General features: G+C 35.8%; 14 protein-coding genes. 8 read left to right on the top strand and 6 right to left on the bottom strand.

What is annotated here, in order from left to right:
* Positions 1 to 180: 180 nt before the first annotated feature.
* The 4 genes from AC1RRN_RS14580 to AC1RRN_RS14565 form a co-directional block, all read right to left on the bottom strand.
* The gene (locus tag AC1RRN_RS14580; RefSeq protein ID WP_492967995.1) at positions 181 to 1821 is read right to left on the bottom strand and encodes a hypothetical protein; all 1641 of its coding nucleotides are present in this window, start codon (positions 1819 to 1821) and stop codon (positions 181 to 183) included.
* A 276-nt stretch (positions 1822 to 2097) separates the two neighbouring features.
* Positions 2098 to 3282, bottom strand: a complete 1185-nt coding sequence (gene uxuA / locus AC1RRN_RS14575) for a mannonate dehydratase (RefSeq protein WP_492967994.1) — start codon at positions 3280 to 3282, stop codon at positions 2098 to 2100.
* 180 nt (positions 3283 to 3462) lie between these two features.
* Positions 3463 to 4275, bottom strand: coding sequence for an SDR family oxidoreductase (locus tag AC1RRN_RS14570; protein ID WP_492967993.1), 813 nt, complete (start codon positions 4273 to 4275; stop codon positions 3463 to 3465).
* A gap of 20 nt (positions 4276 to 4295) precedes the next feature.
* On the bottom strand, positions 4296 to 4745 hold the full coding sequence (locus tag AC1RRN_RS14565) for a NanQ anomerase/TabA/YiaL family protein (RefSeq protein ID WP_492967992.1): 450 nt from the start codon (positions 4743 to 4745) through the stop codon (positions 4296 to 4298).
* A gap of 161 nt (positions 4746 to 4906) precedes the next feature.
* On the opposite strand from AC1RRN_RS14565, the gene AC1RRN_RS14560 reads away from it, so the two are divergent.
* Complete coding sequence (locus AC1RRN_RS14560) at positions 4907 to 5980, top strand: substrate-binding domain-containing protein (protein WP_492968021.1); 1074 nt, start codon at positions 4907 to 4909, stop codon at positions 5978 to 5980.
* Between the two features lie 60 nt (positions 5981 to 6040).
* On the opposite strand, the gene AC1RRN_RS14555 is transcribed toward AC1RRN_RS14560, so the two are convergent.
* A complete protein-coding gene (locus AC1RRN_RS14555) occupies positions 6041 to 7210 on the bottom strand; it encodes a BT3233 family polysaccharide utilization protein (protein ID WP_492967991.1) in 1170 nt (389 codons plus the stop codon).
* A 184-nt stretch (positions 7211 to 7394) separates the two neighbouring features.
* Here AC1RRN_RS14555 and AC1RRN_RS14550 point away from each other — a divergent pair, with 184 nt between their 5' ends.
* The 7 genes from AC1RRN_RS14550 (at position 7395) to AC1RRN_RS14520 (ending at position 24201) form a co-directional block, all read left to right on the top strand.
* Positions 7395 to 7859 (top strand): NUDIX hydrolase, encoded by a 465-nt coding sequence (locus AC1RRN_RS14550; protein WP_492967990.1) that lies wholly within the window; start codon positions 7395 to 7397, stop codon positions 7857 to 7859.
* Positions 7860 to 7936: 77 nt separating this feature from the next.
* Positions 7937 to 8575, top strand: coding sequence for an HAD family hydrolase (locus AC1RRN_RS14545; RefSeq protein WP_492967989.1), 639 nt, complete (start codon positions 7937 to 7939; stop codon positions 8573 to 8575).
* A gap of 472 nt (positions 8576 to 9047) precedes the next feature.
* On the top strand, positions 9048 to 11978 hold the full coding sequence (locus AC1RRN_RS14540) for a triple tyrosine motif-containing protein (protein WP_492967988.1): 2931 nt from the start codon (positions 9048 to 9050) through the stop codon (positions 11976 to 11978).
* Between the two features lie 470 nt (positions 11979 to 12448).
* Positions 12449 to 16405: a family 16 glycosylhydrolase gene (locus AC1RRN_RS14535; RefSeq protein WP_492967987.1), complete on the top strand. Its 3957-nt coding sequence runs from the start codon at positions 12449 to 12451 to the stop codon at positions 16403 to 16405.
* 123 nt (positions 16406 to 16528) lie between these two features.
* On the top strand, positions 16529 to 19201 hold the full coding sequence (locus AC1RRN_RS14530) for a beta-1,3-glucanase family protein (protein ID WP_492967986.1): 2673 nt from the start codon (positions 16529 to 16531) through the stop codon (positions 19199 to 19201).
* Between the two features lie 177 nt (positions 19202 to 19378).
* The gene (locus AC1RRN_RS14525; RefSeq protein WP_492967985.1) at positions 19379 to 21016 is read left to right on the top strand and encodes a glycosyl hydrolase family 18 protein; all 1638 of its coding nucleotides are present in this window, start codon (positions 19379 to 19381) and stop codon (positions 21014 to 21016) included.
* Positions 21017 to 21327: 311 nt separating this feature from the next.
* A complete protein-coding gene (locus AC1RRN_RS14520; protein ID WP_492967984.1) occupies positions 21328 to 24201 on the top strand; it encodes an RICIN domain-containing protein in 2874 nt (957 codons plus the stop codon).
* Between the two features lie 83 nt (positions 24202 to 24284).
* Here AC1RRN_RS14520 and AC1RRN_RS14515 read toward each other — a convergent pair whose 3' ends face one another.
* On the bottom strand, positions 24285 to 24659 hold the full coding sequence (locus tag AC1RRN_RS14515; protein WP_492967983.1) for a YdeI/OmpD-associated family protein: 375 nt from the start codon (positions 24657 to 24659) through the stop codon (positions 24285 to 24287).
* Positions 24660 to 24754 lie beyond the last annotated feature (95 nt).

Raw genomic sequence — 24754 nt, 5'->3', positions numbered from 1 at the left:
TGCAAAGTCGCAGAGTCGCAAAGTTTAGTTTTTTAAGTTTCCTTATAAATTTTTTTTGCGTCTTCGTGAGTTTATGAGATAAAAAATATTTTAATATGTTATGATGAAGATCATTTCGACAAGTAAAAGAGACTTAAAAAGTTTAGCAAAAAAACTTTGCGACTCTGCGACTTTGCGAGATTATTTCTTCAGGCGTTTATTTAATTGATAATCATACAAGGAAGGAATATTATCCAATGATGTATTTAAAAATTCAATATAAGCGTCGGGTTCATATTTTACTTCGAATTTAGCATTACCGTTCACGCCAATAATTCGGGCAAATGGGCCATCTTTCATTCCGTATAACAAAACCGGTTTTGTACTACCATCTGGTTTTTCAACCTGAACATTCAGATTCCAAAATGTACTAAAAGGTCCATGTGAAGGTTTCCAGTAATCAGCGCCACCACCGCCAAATAAGGCGTAGCTGTTATTTTTATCCGGAGTTAAATGCACCGTAATATGATCAAATAAATTTTGATGATTTGCACCCGAATGCTGATCTAGAACTGGATCTGCAAAAATTTCACAATTCTGATACACGTTTTTAGTAGCAAAGGTGTTGAAACTTAAAGGATGAACTGCTTTGTTATAAATTTTGAGATTTTTGACTAAAACATTATGAACGCCACCTAAAGTTACGGTATAATGCGCCAGATGGTTTCCATCGGTCACAATATCCTGAACGGTAACGTTCGAAATTTCCTCACCTAAAATTCCACTATCAGCATTTGTGATTGTTACGTCTTTGACCCAGCTGTTAAATAAACGCGTCAAAAAGATCGCATTATTTCCTGGTTCGACATGGTGTGCGACTCTCGGAATATCGGGAAAAGTAAAACGAATATGTTCAATACCCACTTCGTTTAAATGTTTCCATTCAACCAGTTGTGCCTGATAACTTGGTTTTATGGCAATAGTTAAGGGCGTTTTTATGGTAATTTTTGAATTTGAAATTTTAGTGATTTCAACTTGTTGTCTTACGATTGGAAGTTTTGGAAATTTCCAATGATGAGATCCCGGTTTTACTTTGGCACCTTTATATAAATCGGAAATAATTTCGCCATTTTCTCCGTCTTTATTAAATAATTGAAGTTCGACTATATCGCCAACCTTCAATCCTTTTACATCAGAAACAGTAATAATATGCTCGCCCATATTTCCGGAACTGACTTTGGCTAAAGGATTTGGAACCGGTTCGTATTTATCTAAATAAGATTTTACACGTTCATTCGGAACCTGTGTCCAGATAAAACCACCGGACCAGGCATATTGCGAAAAAGGCAAATCGATATTATTTTCAGTTTCGCGTTGTCTTTTATCAAAAGTGGTTAAATATTCGCGAAGTTCTGCCAGCGATTCTGGGTCTTTTAGATACATCATCGGTCTCGGACAGTAAATCTCGGTTCCATTTTCTCCGGAACCTGTACCGCGAAGCACAAAATTACTTCGTTCGATGTATAAAATATCACTCAGAATAATTCGCCCGGCTGGTAATTGCAAAATTACGTTTCCTTCAGTAGAATTTGCCGCTTTTATAGCTTTCAATAAAGCTTTTGAATCATCTAAACCGTCATTTGCTTTTACGCCAAAATCTGTCGCATTCACAATTTTCCCTACATATTCAGGAATTTGGCTTTCGCCGAAATGGTAGCCGGCATAACTAAAATCAGGCAGATAATTTGCTTTTGAATCAGTAAGTATTTTAGGTGTTTGCTGACCCATTACAATACTATTTACAAAAAGACTGCAATAAATAATAATGGTTTGACGGTTCATGGTTTGTGGTTTTGTGGTTAGTTAGTTTTTTGGTTTGCGATTGCCACGAAGGCACTAAGGCTCTAAGTTTTTAGCGTAATCTTGTCATTTCGACGGAGGAGAAATCACATTAGAAGCTCCGCAATCAAAATCGCCAATCTTTGTAGAGTTCCGCGTGTGATTTCTCCTCCGTCGAAATGACAAACTTTACGCAATCATAATAGAAAATCATTTCAATCCCGTAATCTGTGACATTAAATAAAACTTTGCGTCTTAGCGCCTTTGTGGCAAAACCTCTTACAAGGATCGCTTAATCCCCATTTCAAGCCCTCGTAATTCGGCTAAACCTCTTAAACGCCCAATAGCAGAATAGCCAGGATTTGTCTTTTTATTCAAATCATCCAACATCTGGTGACCGTGGTCCGGACGCATTGGCAATTGGCTGTTATTTCTTTTTTCTACTTCTATAATCGCTTTTACAACTTCGTACATATCAACATCACCTTCAAGATGATTAGCTTCATAGAAACTTCCTTCTGCATCTCTTTGTGTGCTTCTTAAATGAATAAAGTTCATTTTATCGCCGTGACGTCTTACAATTCCTGGTAAGTCATTATCAGCACGAACGCCATAAGAACCTGTACACATTGTAAATCCGTTTGATTTAGAAGGAGCGGCATTCATTAATTCGATCAAATCTTCTTCTGTACTTACCACTCTCGGCAAACCTAAAATCGGGTAGGGTGGATCGTCAGGATGAATCGCCATTAACACGCCTTTGCTTTCTGCAACCGGAATAATTTCCTTCAAAAAGAAGAAAAGATTTTCCTTTAAAGCTGTTCTGTCAATGTGATTATAAGCACTCAAAGTCAACAGAAAATCTTCTACAGAATAGGCTTCTTCAGCACCCGGAAGTCCTGCCAAAATGTTTTGTTGCAGTTTGGTTTTATCGGCATCTGTCATGGCGCCAAAGTATTTCGTCGCTTTTTCAATTTGTTCCGATGAATATTCTTTTTCAGCTCCGGGTCTTTTCAAAATAAACAATTCAAAAGCTGCAAATGCATTAATGTCAAAACGTAAAGCTTTTGAACCGTCTTCTACTTCATAAGACAAATCTGTTCTTGACCAATCCAGAACTGGCATGAAATTATAACAGATGCATTTTATACCGCATAATGCTAAATTTCGAATGCTTTCTTTATAATTTTCAATGTATTGAAGATAATTTCCAGTTTGTTTTTTGATGTCTTCATGAACCGGAATACTTTCAACCACTGACCATATCAAGCCAGAAGCGCCTTTTTTAGGATCACCGTTTTCGTGTTCAATTTCAACTTTTCGTTTGATAATTTCTTCAATTTCCCAAACTTGTCCGTTCGGAATATGATGCAATGCCGTAACAATTCCGGTAGCACCTGTTTGTTTTATATCTTGTAAAGAAACCGGATCATTTGGTCCGAACCATCTTAATGTTTGTTCCATTTTATTCGTTTATTGTCCTGTAAGGTTTTCAAAACCTTGTAGGTATTTATTAATTTTTTCAGGAGCTATTTCCCGCTATCCGTTTCAATCTTTTGTGCCGAACCCCGGCACAAAAGGATTTCCACTACTATCGGGGCTAGGGCACTCATTTTCATAAGAACATTTCCAGCTAATTCAATTTTAAATACTTGTAGCAGCAAATCCACCGTCTACCACTATAATGGTACCGGTAACAAATTTTGACATATCACTGCATAAAAATAAAAGTGCACCGTCAATATCTTCCGGTTTTCCAAATCTTCCCATTGGCGTATGGTCAATAATTTTTTCACCTCTTGGTGTTAATTTTCCTTCCGGAGTTAACAATAAAGCTCTGTTTTGTTCTCCAATGAAAAAACCCGGTGAAATAGCATTTACGCGAATTTCTTCTCCATATTTTGAAGCCAGTTCAACCGACATCCATTTGGTGAAATTATCAATCGCCGCTTTTGCTGCCGAATAACCAACTACTCTGGTTAAAGGTCTTTGCGCCGATGTCGATGATATATTGATAATATTTCCTTGTTTTTGTTTTGCAAAAAGTTCAGAAAAAACTTGTGATGGAAGCATTGTTCCAATGATATTTAAATCGATTACTTGTTGTAAATCATTTGTTTTCATATCATAAATAGCCTGATCAGGTTGTATAGTTGCTCCCGGCATATTTCCTCCTGCGGCATTGATCAAAATATCAAGACGGCCATATTTTTCTACAATAAAATCTTTGGCTTTTTCAAGTTCTTCTTTGTTTAAAACATTGGCTTGAACGGCAAAAGCTTTTCCGCCATTGCTTTCTATAGCAGCTACAGTTTTATTGGCTTTTTCAATAGATTGAGACACAATGCCGACGATTACACCTTGTTTGGCCAATACGTTTGCAAAATTGCTTCCCAATACGCCTGCACCGCCAGTTATAAGAGCAATTTTTCCTTCAAGATTAAATATTGAATTCATTTTTAAATTTATGTTTGGTTTTATATTTTGACTTTAATTACAATTTTTTTCAACGTTCCTTCACCAATCATGGCAGCGTGAACATCGGTAGGGAATAAAATTGCAAATTGTCCTTCCTGCAATTCAAAAAACATATCTGGTTTGTCATGGAAAAAGCGAACATCTCTTTCGTCGCTATATTCTCCATTTGGATTTACACATTTTTCTCTTGGTTTCCATGCAAAAGTTTCAGGGCCTTTTAGCGAAATCTGAATGTCAATATTCTGATCATGACATTCAAAACCTTTAATACTTTCTTCTTTGGTTGTTCCTTCTCCGGAAATCACGATTACCTTTAAACCTTCGGCAATTTCAAAAGCTCCATCTTCAAGATTAATCAAATCATTTTGACTCAAATAATCAAAGGCTTTTTTGAAATTTGGATGTAAGCCAAAATATTTTCCGGCATTACTTAAAACATCTATAATCATATTTTAAATTTTCTATTTGGTTTTTTTGTGAGGGTATTTGTTTTAATATGCAAACAAATTATTGTTTTGTATGTAAATTATGTAATTTTACGTGTACGCACACGGGCTTTTACAAATGTATATAAAAAGTTAAGTAAAACAACTTATCTTTACCTAAAAAAATTAATTTTACACGGTTTCAAAATCGTTTTAACTTAAAAAGTAAGAATATCATAACAATAAAAAAAATAGCAGAATTAGCCAATGTTTCACCGGGAACAGTTGACAGAATCATTCATAATCGAGGTCAGGTGGCACAGGAAAATGTTGATAAGGTCAATACTATTATCGAACGATATGGCTATAAACGAAATATTCTGGCAAGCAATCTGGCCTTAAATAAGAAATTCCGCTTTGCCGTTTTCCTTCCCAAATATGAAAACATTGAATACTGGAAAAGTCAGGTTACAGGAATAGAAAAAGCGGCTGTTGAATTTGGAAAATTTGGTGTTGTTCTCGATTATTTTTTCTATGATTTTAATGCTACTTCTTTTAAGGAATCTGTCGAAAAAGTTTTGAATTTTGAATGCGACGGGTTGTTATTTGCACCTATTTTTTATGAAGAATCGGTTCGTTTTTTAAATGAATATGAAAAAAAGAATATTCCGGTTGTTATGATCGATTCCAATATTTCAAGTGATGAAGAGCATGCCTATGTGGGGCAGGATGCTTTTCAGAGTGGTTATTTAGCAGGAAGACTGATTAGTTTTGCGGTTAATAACGAAAGACACGTTTTGATTTTTAAGATTACCCGAGAAATAGAAAGCACCTCGGTTTATTTGCAACGTATAGATGGTTTTTATTCTTTTTTTAAAGACCATCACGAATTGACAAATTTCAAATTTTCAGAAGTAACCATTAAAGATTCCGGGATTGATCAGTTGTGTCTGGAAATGTTTTCCGGAATTAACAGTGTTTTTGTACCCAATTCAAGAGCTTATATTTTAGCGCGATTTTTGGAGCAAAACAATATTAAAGGTGTTCGAATTATTGGTTACGATTTATTGAAAGATAATATAGAATACCTAAACAAAGGAATAATTGATTTTTTGATTAATCAAAGACCAGAAGAACAAGGGTATATGGCGGTTAATCATTTGTATAAAAAGTTGGTGCTTCAGGAAACGGTTGAAAAAACACATTATATTCCGTTGGAAATTATTCTGAAAGAGAATTATTTTCCGGCCAGGAAGTAGTAAAAGGGTTTCACGCAGATTTTTTATTTCGCAATTTTGTCAAAATCTGCGTGAAATAAATTACTTTTTCACCTTAACAACAAGCGGATTATTTACCTTTTTAGCAAAAGAACTCAAATACGTTTCCCATTCTGCTTTCGTCTGAAACGGACTTCCTTTTTTCCATCCAAAACCAGCAAAATAGACCACTTTATTATTTTTTACTTTTAGGTTTCCATACAAATTGCTTAATTCTTTTTCAGTCGTAACATGATTGTCAAAACTTAATAAAGTATTTTTTGGTGCGACCAATCCCATTCCAATTTCAGAATCGTCAATTGGTTCCCAATGGCTTAACCAGCCTTCTTTAACATTGGTTCCAATAGTCCCTTTTTTATCATGAAGTGTTAACCCGGCTGCAATTGTTTTTGTTCCTGTAATATGAATTTCAAAATGAGATAAATAGCTTCCGTAATCCAGACTAATCAATTTTGATTCGGTTATTTTATTGCCCTTGGCATCCCAATCAGCATACGTCAGAATAAAACTCGTTCTGATTGGTCCGGTTGTAATGGTTTTCCAGCTGATGAAATTCTTCGAAAAATAATATTTTCCATCTACATTTACGGCAATTCCGCCAATTCCGCGACTCTCGCCAACCTGAAAATTATCCAGACCTTCGCCAGTATCTTTATGATAAGATCCGGTTCCTGAAACGGTTTTTTCGTACCATTTATTAATAATAGGATATTCCACTCTTTTTAACCACGCATCAATTCCGCTGGTCAATGTTCCGCCAGGGATTTTATCTTCTACCATTTTTTGTGCCACCGGACCGTAAGTTCTAAATGCAACTTTATTGTTTTCCCAGGCATAATCGTCTGTTCTTTCTGGTACAAATCTCGAATAGCAATTGATGTTTTTTGTTGCCGATGTATTTGCAGCCGCCACAATTTCGAATTCTTTTTGAGAAGAAGCACTTATTTTCGGCTGAAACAATAAAACATCCATAGTTCCGTCGCCATCATTATCTACAGCCTGACTTTCGAGAAATAAATCACTGTTTTTTTCTTTTACGGCAAGTTCTTCCAGTTTAACTGAATTCGATAATCCGAGTGCTTTTTTGGTAAGTTCTACTGTCTCAAATTCCCTGTTAACAGGAAGAGAATTGGTAATAATAACTGTTTTGTTTTGTGAATAAAGGGCAAAGCTACTTGCCAGAATTGTAGTTAATAGAATATGTTTTTTCAAAATATAATAGGGTTTAATTTCTTGTTGATGTTTGTTATCATGAAAGTTTAAATTTACGAATCAATTTTTGAACATAAGTACAGAATGAGGGCAAATATGTACATCCAGTTGATTATTAAAAAGTTTTAAATGAATGAATTTCTACTAAAACAGTATCTTTATACTAATAATCAATACTATTCACATGAAACAAAGCGCCGGTATATTACTCTACAAGTTTATAGATTCAACTATTTATTTTTTATTGGTGCATCCTGGTGGGCCTTTCTGGAAAAATAAAGATTTAGAAAGCTGGTCTATTCCTAAAGGCGAGTTTACAGACGATGAAGATCCTCTGGAAGCTGCAAAACGAGAGTTTCAGGAAGAAACCGGTTTTGAAGCGGAAGGTGATTTTATACCACTTGAATTTGTAAAACTGAAATCAGGAAAAACAGTTTTGGCCTGGGCTGTAGAATTTGATATTGATGTTACTTTGATAAAAAGTAATGAATTTGAAATCGAATGGCCGCCTAAATCAGGAACGATGAAAAGTTTTCCCGAAATTGATAAAGCAGAATGGTTTCAAACTGCAGAAGCACTCAAAAAAATAAATCCTGCCCAAGCCGATTTTATCATTCAAATTATTTCAAAAATTTCGACTTCGCTTTAAATCCCGATCACTTTATAAAAATAATTTTGTATTTTACATTTCTTGTCAACTGATAATTAAAAATGTAATAATAAAGTATGGAAGTTAAATGTATTATTTTCGATTGTGACGGAGTTCTTGTAGACACTGAAAAAATAGGTAACGAAATTCTGCTTTCGATGGCCGCCGAACATGGTTTCGAAATGAAAATTGAAGATGCCTACAGTAATTTTAATGGTCGTAACTTAAAAGAATGTTTCCTGCATGTTGAGGATTCTATTGGAAAAAAACTTCCAGATAGTTTTGAGTCAGAATATAGAGAGAGAAGTTTCGAGGCTTTCAAAACACAAGTAAAACCAATGGAAGGTGTTATTGCCTTTATAGAAAAATTGAAAATTCCGTATTGTGTAGCTTCTAGTGGTCCGGTTGAAAAAATCAGATTGAATCTTGAAGTAGCAGGTTTATTGGACAAATTTGAAGGTAAAATATTTAGTTCTTATCAAATAAAAAGCTGGAAACCGGAACCGGGAATATTTTTGTTTGCTGCTGAAGAAATGGGTTTTGACATAAACAATTGTATTGTTCTCGAAGATAGTAAAGCCGGAGTTAAAGCCGGAATCAGTGGCGGTTTTAAAGTATACGGTTTTGCCAATGGATTTAATAACGAAGACTTAGAAAAAGAAGGAGCGATTCTTTTTAATAGTTACGAAGAGTTGAGTGGCTTGCTTGGAATTTAGGTTTTTTTAGTTTCAGGTTTCAGGTTTCAGGTTTCAAGTTTCAAGTTTCAGGTTTAGGTGCGATTGTTTGTCATCCTGACGTAGGAAGGATCACACTAGAAGCTCCGCAATCAAAATCGCCAATCTTTGTAGAGTTACGTGTGTGATCCTTCCTACGTCAGGATGACAAAATTGTACTTAAAAAATTATCTAATTATCTAATTGGTTCATTATCTAATTGGCTCATTATCTAATCCCCTAATTTACTCATTATCAAATTATCTAATTTTAATGCAATTAGTTACATTAAAATAATTTTTTCTATATTTGATTTTAGGGATTCATTTTTTTAGCGCTTTAAATTGCCAAATCGTTACTACAAAAGCCTAATTAAATAATTTCTTTTTGCCTGAAAATTGACTTTTCCCCCGAGAGTTAATTTTTAGATTGTGGTTCTTACACACCACAAAACTAACCTACAGAAAGAAACAAAATGACGAAATTTATAATTAGAATTTTAGTTCTATCAATATCTCTTTTGCCTTCAATTGTTAATGCTCAAATTAAGAAAATTGGAGTTCCGTTTATCACAAATTACAATCCGAAAACGTATAAAGCAGCTTCAGAAAATTGTGATCTTATACAAGATTCTAAAGGGATGATGTTTTTTGCAAATCATTTTGGTATCATGCAGTTTGATGGCGTACGATGGAGCATCGTTACTCAGCCCGAAAACAAAAGTATGGTCCGTTCTCTTGCCATCGACAAAAATGATAAAATATATGTAGGTGCTCAGGGAGATTTTGGTTATGCGGTTCAATTACGCAACGGACAATATAAATACACCTCTCTTGTAAAGTTACTTCCTGCTTCAGCCAAAAATTTTGGTGATGTTTTACATACTGTTATCCGAAATAACGAAGTGATCTTTTTTTCTAATGAAGAGATTTTTATTTATAAGGAGAACAAAATCAAAGTAATACAATCTGCTGCGAAATTTGATGATTTTTTTGAAACCAATAAAATCATTTATGTTTCAGATAATGCGAAAGGTTTATTGAAACTGGAAAATGATGCTTTGGTTGCAATTCCTAATAGTTTGCAATTTATCGGCATGAAAATCAGGAAAATCTTTGAAACAAAAGATGGTTTGGTACTTCTAACGCAAAAAAATGGACTTTTTAAATATAAAAACAACGAGTTAAAACCTTTTGCAACCAAAGTCGATGCTTTATTAAAGCAAAATCAAATCTCAACAGCTATTCTTCTTTCTGATGGATATTTTGGAATCGGGACGCGTCAATCAGGATTGATAGTTCTGGATAGTTCTGGAAATTTGATTCAGCATATTAATAAACAAATGGGTTTGCAAAACGATTTTGTTACCAATCTTAAAGTGGATGTCGCTGGCAATTTATGGATAACCCTGAAAGAAGGAGTTTCATTAATTCAGATTTCGTCTCCTTTATCCAAAATAGTGGATGCCTCAAATTCTGAAACCAAAATATACTGCAGTAAAATTCATCAGGACAAACTTTACATCGCTACAGATAATGGTGTTTTTTGGATGGATTGGGAAGACTATAAAAAGAATCAGCATAAAAATGTACACTTTCAGCATATTTCCGGAATGTCTGAAAATGTATGGAATATAGGAGTTTTTGGAAATTCACTTTTGGCTTTTGAAAAAAACGGAATTTTCGAAATAAAAGGCAATTCGGCTCAATTATTAGCCAAAACAGATGGCGCATGGCAAGGAGTTATTGTGCCTAATCATGCTGATTTATTATTAGTTGGAGGTTATAACGGATTGTATTTATTGAAGAAAATAAATAACTCCTGGGTTTTTCAGCATAAAATAAAAGGATTTGAAGAAAGCAGTAGGGTAATTGAAACGGATGCAGCAGGAAATATCTGGATCGCTCACGGTTATAAAGGAATTTACAAACTAAAATTCAATAAAACTTTTGATGCCGTTTCACATATTCAGTTTTACAATCAGGAAGCTGGCTTTCCGTCAAGTTTGTTTTTGAATACTTTCAAAATAAATAACCAAATACTTTTTGGAACAACAAAAGGAGTTTACAAACAAGATTCTAATTCAAAAGAAATGGTTCCGGATCCTGTTTTCAGAAAATATCTTGGCCTGCAAAATCACATTCGTTTGCTTAAAGTTGATAATCAAAATAATATCTGGTATGTTTCAGGAGAAAATACCGGAAAAATGAGTCAGAAAGCAGACGGAAATTTTGAAGTAGAAGAATTGCCTTTTAGGAAATTAAGATATTTATATGTTCCTGGTTTCGAAAACATTCAAACAACGGCAAGCGGAGATGTATTTTTTGGAACTCAGGATGGTTTGATTCATTATAATAAGATGAAAACCAAAAGTTATCAGTCTAAATATAAAGCTGTTATTTCTGAAGTAAAATGTATTTTCCCGAAAGACAGCCTATTGTTTTCAAGTCGATATGATGTGCTTCCCACAAATATAAAATCTGAAGAAAAAGTTTTTTGCCCGGATTTATCGTATTCGAATAACGCTTTGCATTTTTCGTTTGCTTCATTATGTTATGATGAAGCTGATGCAACAAAATATGAATATTGGCTGGAAGGTTTTGAACCCAAATGGTCAGAGTGGAGCCTTCAGACCGAAAAAGAATATACCAATTTGCCAGAAAACGAATATGTTTTTCATGTAAGAGCAAAAAATATCTACGATGTTGTAAGCGAAGAAGCAGTTTTTAAATTCGAAGTTTCACCGCCATGGTACAGAACTAGCTGGGCCTATATTTTGTATTTGCTGCTTTTTGGTGTTCTGATTTATGCGATTATTAAATATCAAAAAAATCTGGCAGAGCGTGATCGTGAGCAATTAATTTTAAATCAGGAAAAAGAGCTTTTAAGAAATCGTGCCGAATTAAATGAGCAAAAATTAACCTTAGAACAGGAAAATATGGCCATTATGCGTGAAAATCTTGAAGCGACTATTAATCTGAAAAATGCTAAAGTGGCTTCGAATACGGTGAATCTTATCCACTTAAATAAAATTTTACTTTCTATTAAAGAACTCATTGGCCAGATTGATAAGAAAAACGATTCGAATACTAATTTCAGTTTACTAGCCAAAATTAACCGAATAATCGATCACGAATTACAAGGCGATCAGCATTGGAATGAGTTTGAAGAAATATTCAATCAGCTTCATGATAATTTTATGCAACGTTTAAAAACAAGTTTTCCGGAATTAACTCCTCGCGATATGCGATTATGTGCTTATTTGCGCATGAATTTCAATACCAAAGAGATTGCGCCGCTTTTAGGAATCTCCGTAAGAGGCGTGGAAGACACACGTTATCGCATTCGCAAGAAATTGCAACTTCCATCAGATACTAATATTACGGAGTTTATTCTTAATTTTTAGATGAATATTTTCACGCAGATTTTAAAAAGATTTAAGCAGATATCCGCAGATGATATCCAAATTAATCTGCTAGATCTGCCAAATCTGCGAGAGACAAAATCATTTTAACCCATTAATCTGTGGCTAATATTTTCTCACGCAGATTTGGCAGATTTGGCAGATTTTTAATTTTTAATAATCAATTTTTAATTTTTCCTAAATTCCTACAAATTAAATCTTTGCCTGATCTGTTTAAATTCAATACATAAGCAATTTTTTACTATCAGTAAATTCCTAAGTAGTTTTACGGTTTTTGAAAGCTGTTTATTACATTTTTTTATAAACACCGTAGTCAAACCGTAGCCCAAAATTGAAGTCTTGGGTAGTTTATTTGTTAATATTGTCATCTTATTAATACAATATTGATTTGTTTTTTGTAAAACAGAAGATTTATTGTGTTAATAATCTTTACTAACAAAAAACCAAAACAAATGAAACAAAAAGACTCTTTTTTCGGCCGACCACCGGGAAATAATTATTATTTTTTAAAAAGGTGTATCATTCTGGTACTATTTTTTCTTACATCTTTTCTAAAACTTCAGGCCCAATGCAACACTTTAATCTGGTCTGATGAATTCAACGGAACAACAGTAGATTTAACTAAATGGCAAAGTATTTCCGGAAACGGATGTCCTTCGCTTTGCGGATTTGGAAATGGAGAAGCACAACGTTATGATCCAAATCAGGCAACAATTGTAAAGGAAGGAACAGACAGTTATTTGAATATTCAGGCAAAATACGAACCAAATGCATCCTTTCCTCAACAACCTTATTCCTCTGCAAAACTGACTACGGAAGGAAAATATGCTATTAAATATGGTAGAATTGAAGCCCGTATGAAATTATCTTCAGGAATGGGAGCGTGGCCGGCATTCTGGATGTTACCGGCAGGCACATCAAATTGGCCTTTTACAGGTGAAATTGATATTATGGAAGCCAAACACAGAAACCCAAAATCTATAGACGGAACCATTCATTATGACGGAGGCGGTTATCATTTTACAGGCAGAAGTTATACTTCGCCAACTGATTTATCGACAGAATTTCACGTTTATGCTGTAGAATGGGGACCAAATATCATTAAATGGTTTATTGACGGTAATTTATTCCATACCGCTACACCAAATACTACTGTAAATGGAGGATGGCCTTTTAATGATCAACAGTTTTATATTATTTTGAATTTGGCTGTTGGTAGTTTAGGAACACCTTATACCAGTGTAAACGGAGCAGGAGTGGAGCCAATTCCGGCTGATTTTCCCGCCAAATTACAAGTTGATTACGTTCGTGTTTACAGTGGAAGTTTTACGTATGGCGTTTTGGGTGATGCAAAAGTATACCACAATGAAACGGGTAAAACCTATTCTATAAATGCGATTTCAGGTGCAACTTACAACTGGTCAGTTCCTGCGGGAGCAACCATTGCGTCCGGGCAAGGTACAAACACGATTACGGTTAACTGGGGAACTTCTGGGGGAGATGTTGCCGTAGCTACTACAGTTTCAGGATGTGCTGCTAATACCTATAAACTGGCCGTAACCACAGAAGCACCTTTACCGGTAGAAAGAATTTACGAAGATTTTCAATCAAATCGAAATGTTGTTTACGGAAACAAAACAGGGGTTTTGACAGAAGCTGTTGCAAATCCGTCAGCGACTGGGATTAATACTTCTGCTTCAGTAGGGAAATATGTTCGTAATGCTTCTGAATTGTATGATGTTTTAAATATCAAAAATGTAACAATCAGCAATGCAAATGATTATGTGTACGGGAGAAAAAAGCTTTCTTTTGATATTTATACATCGGCACCGGTTGGTACTAAGATTTCTATGCAACTCGAAAATAGCTTGGTAACAACAGCAACCAATTTTCCATCAGGAAGACATAGCGGTTACAAAGCCACAACAACGGTGCAAAACAAATGGGAAACAATTGAATTTGAATTCGAAAAAGTAATTGACCCAAATACAAGTGCCTTAACAATCAATAATGTGGTTTTTCTTTTTGAATCCAATTCGAATTCAGGTGCAACCTATTATTTTGATAATTTACTCACAAAAGCAGCACGAGAGAAACCAATTATTGCTACCGATGTTTTGCAAAATTATGACGGAATCAATAAAATTATAAAAGGAACTACAACCGGAACATATTCTGTAGTAGCAAATCCCGGAGCAAATTCGGTAAACTCATCAGCAAATGTGGCGAAGTATGTTCGAAATGTAACGGAACAATATGATGTGCTTTTCTTCAATACACAAAACAATATTGAAGATGCAGGTTTACTAAAAAATCAGACGAATAAAATCATGATTGATGTTTATACTTCGGCACCAATCGGAACTGTTGTGAGTTTGAATTTAGAGAATAGTGCGACATCGCTTCCGGCTAATTTTCCAACAGGAAGAAATAGTAACTACGTCGCGATTACCACCAAACAAAATCAATGGGAAACACTGACTTTTTATTATAATTCAAGTCCTGATGCGGGAACTTCAAACCTGGCTGTAAATCAAATGGTAATATTAGCCAACTCAGGTTCTTACACCAGCGATACGTATTACTTTGATAATATCAGAATTGGTTCAACTAAACTTCCGGACACCTTTACACCAGGAGTTGTGTATGAAGACTATCAAACTGTTCATAATATTACGTTTAGAGATGCTATCGGAACGTATACACCAAACACGGCAAATCCAAACGCAAGCGGAATCAATACTTCTTCAAACGTTGGAAAATACGTTAGAAAAGCAACGGAATTATATGATAATTTTTCATTCAATACGACTTTAACCAATATTGGAGATTTCAAAGCAGGAACTAAAAAGTTTGCTATGGATGTTTATACATCGGCACCTGTTGGATCTGTAATTTCATGGCAGGCAGAAAGTAGTGCTTCAATTCCATCTAATTATCCTGCAGGAAGGCATAGTATTTATCAGGCTGTTGTAAAACAAACCAACACCTGGCATACACTTGTATTTACCTATGCAAGTTCGCCAGATGCATCGACATTAGACAGTGAAGTAAATCGTTTTGTTTTCTTGTTAGAACCGGGAACAAGTTCTGGAAACACGTATTATTTTGATAATATAAGAGCAGTAAATTTAGTTTCTACAGAAAATCCACCGGCAACTTTACCTGCGCCGTGGGTAAGTACCGATTTGGGTGCTGTTACTCCTGCGGGAGAAGCGACTCATGCCAGCGGAACTTTTACAATCAAAGGTTCAGGAAACGATATTTGGGAAACCAGCGATCAGTTTCAATTTGTAAACCAACCGATTACAGGTGATGCTGAAATTATTGCCAAAGTAAATTCACTAATGAATACCAATACGTACGCAAAAGCGGGAGTAATGTTCCGTGAAACGCTTACGCCAACTTCTAAACATGCGATGACTGATGTAAGTGCAGCAGCAGGTGTAGAATTTTTATCAAGAGATGTTGTTTCGGGGATCACAACTGCTACCGTAGCGGCTGGAACGGCTCCAAAATGGATTCGTATTGTCAGATCAGCAAATGTATTTACATCTTATACTTCAGATAACGGAACAACCTGGACCCAACTTGGTACACCAAGAACGATTGCCATGGCGAGCACCATTTATGTGGGTATGGCTGTAACATCTCATGCCAATGGAACTTTGACAACAGGAGTTTTCAGCGATGTTATCGTTCGAAATATTACGGTTCCAACTAATACTAATTTAGCTTTGGCAAAAACAACTACAGCTTCTACAGAAGAAAATGCTACTTACACTTCGGCGAAAGCCACAGACGGCGATGCAGGAACACGTTGGGCGAGTAGTTTTGCCAATACAAGTGAATGGATTTATGTTGATTTGGGAAGCAATTACAACATCAATCGCGTGGTTTTGAAATGGGAGGCCGCTTTTGCAACCCAATATAAAATACAAATTTCGACAGATAATGTTTTTACCGAAAATGAAACCGTAAACACACAAACCGCCAGCGATGGAGGAACTGATGATTTAGCGGTAAGCGGAACAGGAAGATATATCCGAATCTTATGTAACACAAAAGCATTGGCTCCATACGGATATTCTCTATTCGAAATAGAAGCTTACGGATCTGCTTCAACAGCTAAAAAAGCAGCTGTTATTGAAGAAACTGAAGTAGAAACTACTGCATTTGTGATGTATCCAAATCCGGCGACTAACTATGTACAGCTTTCATTACCTGGAAAACTAGACAATAAAGTAGTAACAATTTATGATAATTCAGGAACTCAGGTATTACAGTATAAACTGGATTCTGACAGCAATGAAAGTTTAATTGATATCAGCAAACTCAGAAGCGGAATCTATATTCTGAATTTTAAATCAGATCAAAAAAGCTGGTCTAAAAAACTGATCAGGCAATAATAAAAAAAAAACAGGCTGGGTGTAATGATCCTAAATAGTTACACCCGGCTTTTTACGCATAAATATTTTCTCATTATTACTAATTAATTAAAAACCAATTTATTAACTAAAAATGAATGAAGAATGAGAAATTTTAAATTACTAAAAACCTTTATTGCTGTAATGCTATTCGCATTACTATCGAATTTTACGTATGGGCAGGGACCCATACCTTTTACCATCAGTAATACCTCCACCTTTAACGACAACGAATTGTATGTCGCTATTGTGGGAATTGATTACACCACCGGAAATCACGTTTGGGTAAATGCAAAAACGAGTCAGGTTTTACCAATGAGTTCGTCTTATAATACGGTTACCGGACCAACAATTGGCGGAAATACCGGACCAGGACAAAATTCAAAATATGCCGCTTGTTTTACCAAGTTGAGCGAAATTCCAAACAAGACTTTTACACTGCCGCAAATTGCGGGCTGTAGAGTTTTTATTGCCAAAGGACAGCAATTGTATTTTTATTTTTTTGGAGCAAGTGGAGCACCTTCAGGATATACTTCGCCAAATCCGTTAAATGCTACAGATCCGAATCAGGGAATTTTATATGAAATCATCGAATTGACTAATAATCAATATGGTTTCTTCGGAAATCCTTCGAGAGTGGATTCCTATAAATACCCAATGGGATTAGAATTATTTGGAGCAAACGGCTATCAGAAAAGAGTAGGAGAATTAAAAAAACACGCTGATATTGTGGCCGCTTTCAAAGCCAATGTACCATCAGAATTTCAAGGCTGCGTGAATGATGCAACTGGCGAAATTACAGCGCCATCAAAAACGCCTGCTTTCGCAGATGGAACCGGGGGAACTTCAGTAGGACCTCAGGCCAATTATCTAAAATCTTATATTGATGCCATTTGGAATAAATATAAAAATGAAGATTTAATATTTTATGCCGGAGATGCCGGAGTTTTTAAAGGAAGAGTAATTGGAGAACAACTAGAAATGGTTGGACAATCCGGTGGATTTGTAGGCCGTACCGGAAGAGTTCAAAACCGACCTTCAACTCAGGAAGCGCTTGAAGGAAAAGGTGTTCTGGACAGAAGATTGGTCGACGGAGATTTAGATCTTGTTATTCAGGCACAATTGACAGCAGCAATCAACAGACATGTTGTAAATACTACAACTGCAAATCCGGGACAACAAAACTGGTATGATGCATCAAAATTCTATCAGGTAAATCCAACGAATCATTATTCTAAATTTTGGCATTTGCCAGGCATTAGTGTTGATAATCTGGCTTACGGATTTGCTTATGATGATGTAGCCGATCAATCGCCATCACTACATTCTCCGCAACCAACAAAAGTTATTGCAAGTTTTGGAGGATATTCAGGAACAGTTCCTTCTGTACCCGCTACTACAGATGTAATTACAGTTTATAAAGATTGTAACTACACCGGATTCTCAGGAGGATTGACCATTGGAGATTATAATCTGGCGCGTTTGAATACTTTAGGTGTTTTAAATGATGATATTTCTTCACTTAAAATTACACAAGGTTATCAGGCGATTTTATATCAGGATGATAATTTTACCGGAACTTCAACCGTAATTAATGCTGATAATGCTTGTTTGAACACAACGTGGAATGACAAAGTAACTTCTATCAGAATTATTGCAAACGGAACTACAACTTTAGGAAATCAAACTTTCTTTTTACAAAACAGAAACAGTGGTTTATACATGGATGTTTGGAATTCAAGTATGTCTAATGGTGCAGGAATAAATCAGGGTGCTCTTAATTCTGGAAACAATCAAAAATTCACGTTTACCCATTTAGGTGATGGTTTATATAAGATAATTGCCAACCACAGCGGTCAATCTTTAGATGTAAATAACTTCAATAAAGCAAATGGCGCGCGCGTAGAACAATATCCATACAATGCCACAACGAATCAGCAATTTGTCCTGGTTTCTACAGGTGATGGATTTTATAAAATTGTAGCCAGACACAGCGGAAGAATTGTCGAAGTTGCAGGCGCAAGTACAGCCTCTGGAGCTATTGTACAGCAATGGGACAATAACAACCAAACTTGTGGGCAATGGAAATTAGTTCCGGCAACAACCTCGCAAACAGCTGTTTTAATTCAGGCGGAAGATTATTCTGCTATGAGCGGCATTCAGGTTGAAGCTACTACAGATACGGGTGGTGGATCGAATGTTGGATACACTGAAACAGGAGATTGGCTGGCTTATAACAGTATAAATTTCCCAACAACTGGTTCTTATTTAATTGAATACAGAGTGGCGAGTGCTGTAACTGGAGGTAGATTATCTTCAGATTTAAATGGAGGCTCAATTGTATTGGGCAATGTTGATATCCCAAATACTGGAGGATGGCAAAACTGGCAAACGGTTTCTCAAACGGTAAATGTAAATGCAGGAACCTACAATTTTGGAATCTACATTCAAAATACCGGAATGAACATCAATTGGATAAAAATCACAAAAGTTGGTGCTGGTTTGGCTGCAAAAACGGCTTTAGCTCCAGTTGAAGAAGAAGCTGCGGTTGAAACTGTTTTAAATGTTTATCCAAATCCGGTTGAAAGTACTCTTTTTACAACAACCGATCTTTCCGGAGGAAATGTAAAAATAGTTGATTCTCAAACAGGCGCTACAGTTGCATCACAAAAAATCAATAACAATAGCATCGATGTTTCTCACTTAAGAAAAGGAATCTATTTGATTGTTTTTGAAAAAGAAGGCAAACAGACGATCAAACGTTTTATTAAAAAATAGTTTTAAAAACTGATTTTAGGCTTTAGATTTTAGGTAATAATTAGGTAGTGTTAGTTCTACGAAATTAGATTGCATAGCAAATCAAATCTAAAATTTAAAGTCTGAAATCTAAAAAAAATACAATTCAAAAACCGTCCCCATTATTTACGAATTTATTAATCTATTAAAACAATTATTATGAAAAACAATTACAGAAGAATGCTGCAGAAATGCATGATTATTTTAATGTTGGGTATTTTTAGTTTAGCAACAGCCCAAAAAAAAGTTATCGCTTATATTCCAAACTGGGTAGATTTAAATGCTTTTTCAAGCAGTATTCAGTACAGTAAATTAACGCACATTAATATTGCGTTTGAAAATCCCGATGCAAATGGGTATCTGACTTTCAATTCAGGAAGCAACACCATCATTAATGCAGCGCATGGACAAGGCATAAAAGTTTTTGTTTCTCTTGGTGGAGGTTCCGTTTCTGAAGGTGGTGCCATACGTGACAATTATTTCAATTTAATTACACCAGGAAACAGGACAGCTTTCATCCAAAAATTATATGATTACGTTGTAGCCCATAATTTTGATGGAATCGATGTCGATCTTGAAGGTCCGGCAATTAACGGCGATTATGGCGGATTTGTAATTGCTTTGGCGAACAAATTGCACGCCAATGGCAAATTGATTTCAGCAGCGCTTTCAGAAGGATATGGTGGTGCAAATGTACCTGCATCTACTTTTGCAGCTTACGACTGGATCAATATTATGGCTTATGATGCAACAGGTCCTTGGGCACCGGGAAGTCCTGGTCAGCATTCTCCATATAGTATGGCTGTTAATCAGTTTAATTATTGGACAGGCAGAGGATTACCGGCAAGCAAAGCTATAATTGGATTACCGTTTTACGGATATGGTTTTGGAGCTTCAGCCAATCAGGGAATTTCTTATGCTAATATCGTAGCGCAATATCCGGGAGCTGAAAATGTTGATCAGGTTGGAAATACCATTTATTATAATGGAATTCCAACTATTAAAGCAAAAACAACTTTTGCCATTCAGAATGCCGGTGGTGTTATGATTTGGGAATTATCGCAAGACGCAACTGGTTCAAAATCACTATTAACAGCCGTAAATCAGGTTATTACCGGAAGTCAGCCACCAACAGGCGGAACTTTAATTCAGGCAGAAAACTATTCAACAATGAGTGGTGTTCAAACTGAAACTACAACGGATACTGGAGGCGGATTAAACGTAGGTTACGCAGACACAGGTGATTGGATGGCGTATTATAACATCAATTTTCCAACTTCGGGTAATTATGTAATTGAATACAGAGTTGCCAGCGCAGTTGCCGGAGCTAAATTATCATCTGATTTAAATGCCGGAACTATTCAGCTTGGTGCTGTTAATGTACCCAATACAGGAGGATGGCAAAACTGGCAAACGGTTACTCAAACAGTAAATGTAAATGCCGGAACGTATAACTTCGGAATCTATATTCAGAGTTCTGGTGTAAATTTAAACTGGTTCCGAATCACAAAATCGGCTTCTGCTTTGGCAGCTAAAACAGCTTTAACAGAAACTGTTTCGGAAGAAAAGATTGAAAGCCTGACTATTTATCCAAATCCTACAGAAAGCACTATTTTCTTTACTGCTGAAGTTTCAGGAGCCAATGTGAGTATTATAAATTCTCAGGGTGGCGATACAGTTTCGGTACAAAAAATCAATAACAACAGTCTTGATGTTTCTGGTTTAAAAACGGGAATTTACTTGATCTTAGTTGAAAAAGACGGAATCAAAACAGTAAGACGTTTTATTAAGAAATAAGTTTTTAACCGCAAAGAGCTCAAAGATTTTTGTCTTAGTTTACGTTCAGAAAATACGAAGTTCGCAAAACTTTATCAATAAAAACTTTGCGGACTTTGCGTAAATCTTAGTACCCTTTGCGGTTAAATCATTTCAATTTATTAACCGCAAAGCTCCCAAAGATTTTTGTCTTAGTTTGCGCTTAGAAATCACAAAGTTCGCAAAGCTTTATCAATAAAAACTTTGTGAACATTGCGTAAATCTTAGCGCTCTTTGCGGTTAAAATTTTAGCATAGTATTGCAATCCCTTTAACCCCAAATCTACCTTACATATGAAAACCAATTACAAATTTCGGTTAAGCTTAGTCCTGTTTCTGGCTTTTAGCAGTTTTGCAATTGCTCAGACTTCCTTAGGATCGAGTAAAACCTTCATGAATAAATTAAAAAATGAGTTAATAAGTACCACTGCAAAAAGTACTGAAAAAACAATTTTGCTAGAAGTCGAAAATTCAAAAAACTTTAAAGGAAAAATAAATTATAAAGAATCAAATGCATCAAGCGAATTTCTAATTGGAGAAATCAAAGATGTTCCCGAATCTTCTTTTTTCATCAAAGTGATGGATAAAAAGCTGGAAGGTCATATTATTTTAAAGAAAACAAAAGAAGCTTTCAAATATTATTCAGATGCTCAGGGAAATGCTTATGTTTCTAAAGTAGATATCAATACTATTGTTTGTATCAATTTTAAAGATATTCCTGAAAATACTAAAAAAATAACCAATAAAACAACAGTTGCTGCTGCAATTGCACCCGCTTTACTGAATTTACAAAGTTTGCCAGGCGCGGCAGGCTGTGTTATGTTAGATTTTGACGGTTATAATATGCCGGCAGGAAATCTTTGGAACAACGGAAATGCAATCAACGCAGCGCCATCAGGAATGAGCGATGCCGATGTTCAGCAACATTGGGAAGTAGTTTCAGAAGATTACAGACCTTTCAATCTAAACGTTACTACAAGCGAAGCTGTTTTTAATTCTTATCCAAGAAACAGAAGAATGCGCGTGGTGGTAACTCCAACTAATACTGCAGCTCCGGGAGCAGGAGGTGTCGCTTATATTGGTTCCTTCAATTGGGATAATGATGTACCTTGTTGGGTATTTATTACTTCAGGTAAATCGGGTGGAGATGCCTCAGCGCATGAAGTTGGACATACTTTTGATCTTGGTCATGATGGTCGTACCAATCCTGCAGAAGATTATTTTGTTGGAATAAACAATACTTCGTGGGCACCGATTATGGGAGCTGGATATTACAGACCTGTTGTGCAATGGAGCAAAGGAGAATATGATTATGCCAATAATAAACAAGATGATGTTGCCACTATTGCAAGTGCTAAATTTGGAGTAGGTTACAGAGGTGATGATTATGGAAATACTACAGCTTCTGCAGCAAATTTAGATTATAACGGAAGCGGTGCTATCAATCAGAAAAACGGAATTATTTCAAGTGAAGCTGATTATGATTTCTTTACGTTTACAACTGGAGGTGGAAATGTTTCTATCAACGCCAATACGGTTTCAAGAGACGGAAATCTGCACCTTTTACTTCGACTGTATAATTCGGCCGGAACCGAAATGGGAACCTATTGGAATTCTGATCCGTTTGCTTTGAACGCTTCGATGAATGTGAATTTACCTGCCGGAAAATATTTTGTGGGTGTTGATGGAAATGGAGCCGGAAGTGCGGGTTACGGAGGATATTCAGCTTATGGTTCTATTGGAAGTTATTCAATTACAGGAACTATTCCGCCTGGAGGAAATATAGCGGCTTCGACAGATGTAATTACCGTTTATAAAGATTGTAATTATACTGGTTTTTCTGGCGGATTGACCATTGGCGATTATAATCTGGCTAGTTTAAATGCTTTAGGAGTTTTAAATGATGATATTTCATCACTTAAGATTACGCAGGGTTTTCAGGCGATTCTATATCAGGATGATAATTTTGGCGGAGCATCGACAGTAATTAATTCTGATAATTCGTGTTTGAATGCAACGTGGAATGACAAAGTAAGTTCGATCCGAATTCTTGCCAACGGAGTTACGACTTTAGGAAATCAGACTTTCTATTTACAAAATAGAAATAGTGGTTTAAATATGGATGTCTGGAATGCCAGTTTAGCTAACGGAGCCAATGTAGCACAGGGAACTGTAAATACAGGAAACAATCAAAAATTTACTTTGACGCATTTAGGAGATGGGTTATATAAAATAATAGCCAACCACAGTGGTCAATCATTAGATGTAAATGGTTTTAATAAAGCTAATGGCGCTAATGTTGAGCAATATCCGTATAACGGAACTACGAATCAACAGTTTGTTTTGGTTGCAACAGGCGATGGATTTTATAAAATCGTGGCCAGACACAGCGGTAGAATTGTTGAGGTTGCCGGAGCAAGTACCGCAAACGGAGCGAATGTGCAGCAATGGGATAACAACAACCAAACTTGTGGGCAATGGAAATTAATTTCGACAACCACCGCACAAACGTCAACTTTAATTCAGGCTGAAGATTATTCTGCTATGAGCGGAATTCAGGTAGAAGCTACGACAGATACTGATGGAGGATCAAATGTTGGTTATACCGAAACGGGTGACTGGATCGCGTACAATAATATTAATTTTTCAACAACAGGTTCTTATTTAATTGAATACAGAGTAGCAAGTGCTGTAACGGGAGGCAGATTATCATCGGATTTAAACGGAGGAACAATTGTTTTAGGAAATGTTGACGTACCCAATACCGGAGGATGGCAAAACTGGCAAACGGTGACTCAAACGGTAAGTGTGACTGCCGGAACTTATAATTTCGGAATCTATATTCAAAATACGGGTATGAACATCAACTGGATCAGAATTACAAAAGTTGGAGCAGGAGCACCGGCTGCGGCAGCAACGATTGAAGAAGAAGAGGTTAGAGCAATTGCATTTAATGTGTATCCAAATCCGGTTTCAGAGACGTTATTCTTTACAAAAGATGTTTCAGGAGGAAATTTAAATGTTGTCGATTCTCAAACAGGAAATATAGTTTTATCTCAAAAAATAAATGACAATAGTTTGAATGTTTCGAATTTGAGACAAGGAATTTATTTTGTTGTTTTTGAGAAAGATGGAGAAAAGACGATTAAACGTTTTATTAAAAAATAATCTTACCCATTTGCCATAATGGTTTTAGGTGCATTAAATTTAAGTTTTAATGTAATGAAGGCTGTCAGAAATGGCAGCCTTTTTTATGCAGATTCCCATTTGCCGTTTTCTTTTGCAAGATCAATCATTAGTTGGCCATGTTCTGTCATTAAACCCTGTTCAATCATTTTTGCTGCGCGGTCTTTGTTGGGCTGACTCCATTTACTTTTCTTCGGGTTTCGGGGTGTAAAAGTCAGATAGAAACTTTCAAAATCTCGTTTTTTACACAAACTGTCAATCCAGCCAAAGCATAAAGCTTCTTCAGTTGCATCATTCAAATTGACACTTTCGACTTTACTTTTTTTGTGGTATAAAATCAACCAGACTGATTTCTCTGTCTGAGAATTTTGCTGTAACCAATCACGCCATTCTTTTCTGGTTTTGGCGTAAACGGCTAGTTTTCCGTCTTTTGTTTCCATGATTTATCGGAATTGAAAATTGAATATAAATTTAATGAAAAAATTAACCACAGAGTGCACTAAGATTTATAGTAAAGATTTTATAAAAACACAAA

The sequence above is a fragment of the Flavobacterium sp. GW821-FHT11G01 genome (assembly GCF_058808175.1).
The sequence above is the reverse complement of the archived record's forward strand: the minus strand, read 5'-3'. Positions and strand labels throughout refer to the sequence as shown.

Excerpts from the sequence above, each read along its gene's own strand:
- AC1RRN_RS14580 (WP_492967995.1), bottom strand. The coding sequence starts at position 1,821 with ATGAACCGTCAAACCATTATTATTTATTGCAGTCTTTTTGTAAATAGT.
- uxuA (WP_492967994.1), bottom strand. The coding sequence starts at position 3,282 with ATGGAACAAACATTAAGATGGTTCGGACCAAATGATCCGGTTTCTTTA.
- AC1RRN_RS14570 (WP_492967993.1), bottom strand. The coding sequence starts at position 4,275 with ATGAATTCAATATTTAATCTTGAAGGAAAAATTGCTCTTATAACTGGC.
- AC1RRN_RS14565 (WP_492967992.1), bottom strand. The coding sequence starts at position 4,745 with ATGATTATAGATGTTTTAAGTAATGCCGGAAAATATTTTGGCTTACAT.
- AC1RRN_RS14550 (WP_492967990.1), top strand. The coding sequence starts at position 7,395 with ATGAAACAAAGCGCCGGTATATTACTCTACAAGTTTATAGATTCAACT.
- AC1RRN_RS14545 (WP_492967989.1), top strand. The coding sequence starts at position 7,937 with ATGGAAGTTAAATGTATTATTTTCGATTGTGACGGAGTTCTTGTAGAC.
- AC1RRN_RS14540 (WP_492967988.1), top strand. The coding sequence starts at position 9,048 with ATGACGAAATTTATAATTAGAATTTTAGTTCTATCAATATCTCTTTTG.
- AC1RRN_RS14535 (WP_492967987.1), top strand. The coding sequence starts at position 12,449 with ATGAAACAAAAAGACTCTTTTTTCGGCCGACCACCGGGAAATAATTAT.
- AC1RRN_RS14530 (WP_492967986.1), top strand. The coding sequence starts at position 16,529 with ATGAGAAATTTTAAATTACTAAAAACCTTTATTGCTGTAATGCTATTC.
- AC1RRN_RS14525 (WP_492967985.1), top strand. The coding sequence starts at position 19,379 with ATGAAAAACAATTACAGAAGAATGCTGCAGAAATGCATGATTATTTTA.
- AC1RRN_RS14520 (WP_492967984.1), top strand. The coding sequence starts at position 21,328 with ATGAAAACCAATTACAAATTTCGGTTAAGCTTAGTCCTGTTTCTGGCT.
- AC1RRN_RS14515 (WP_492967983.1), bottom strand. The coding sequence starts at position 24,659 with ATGGAAACAAAAGACGGAAAACTAGCCGTTTACGCCAAAACCAGAAAA.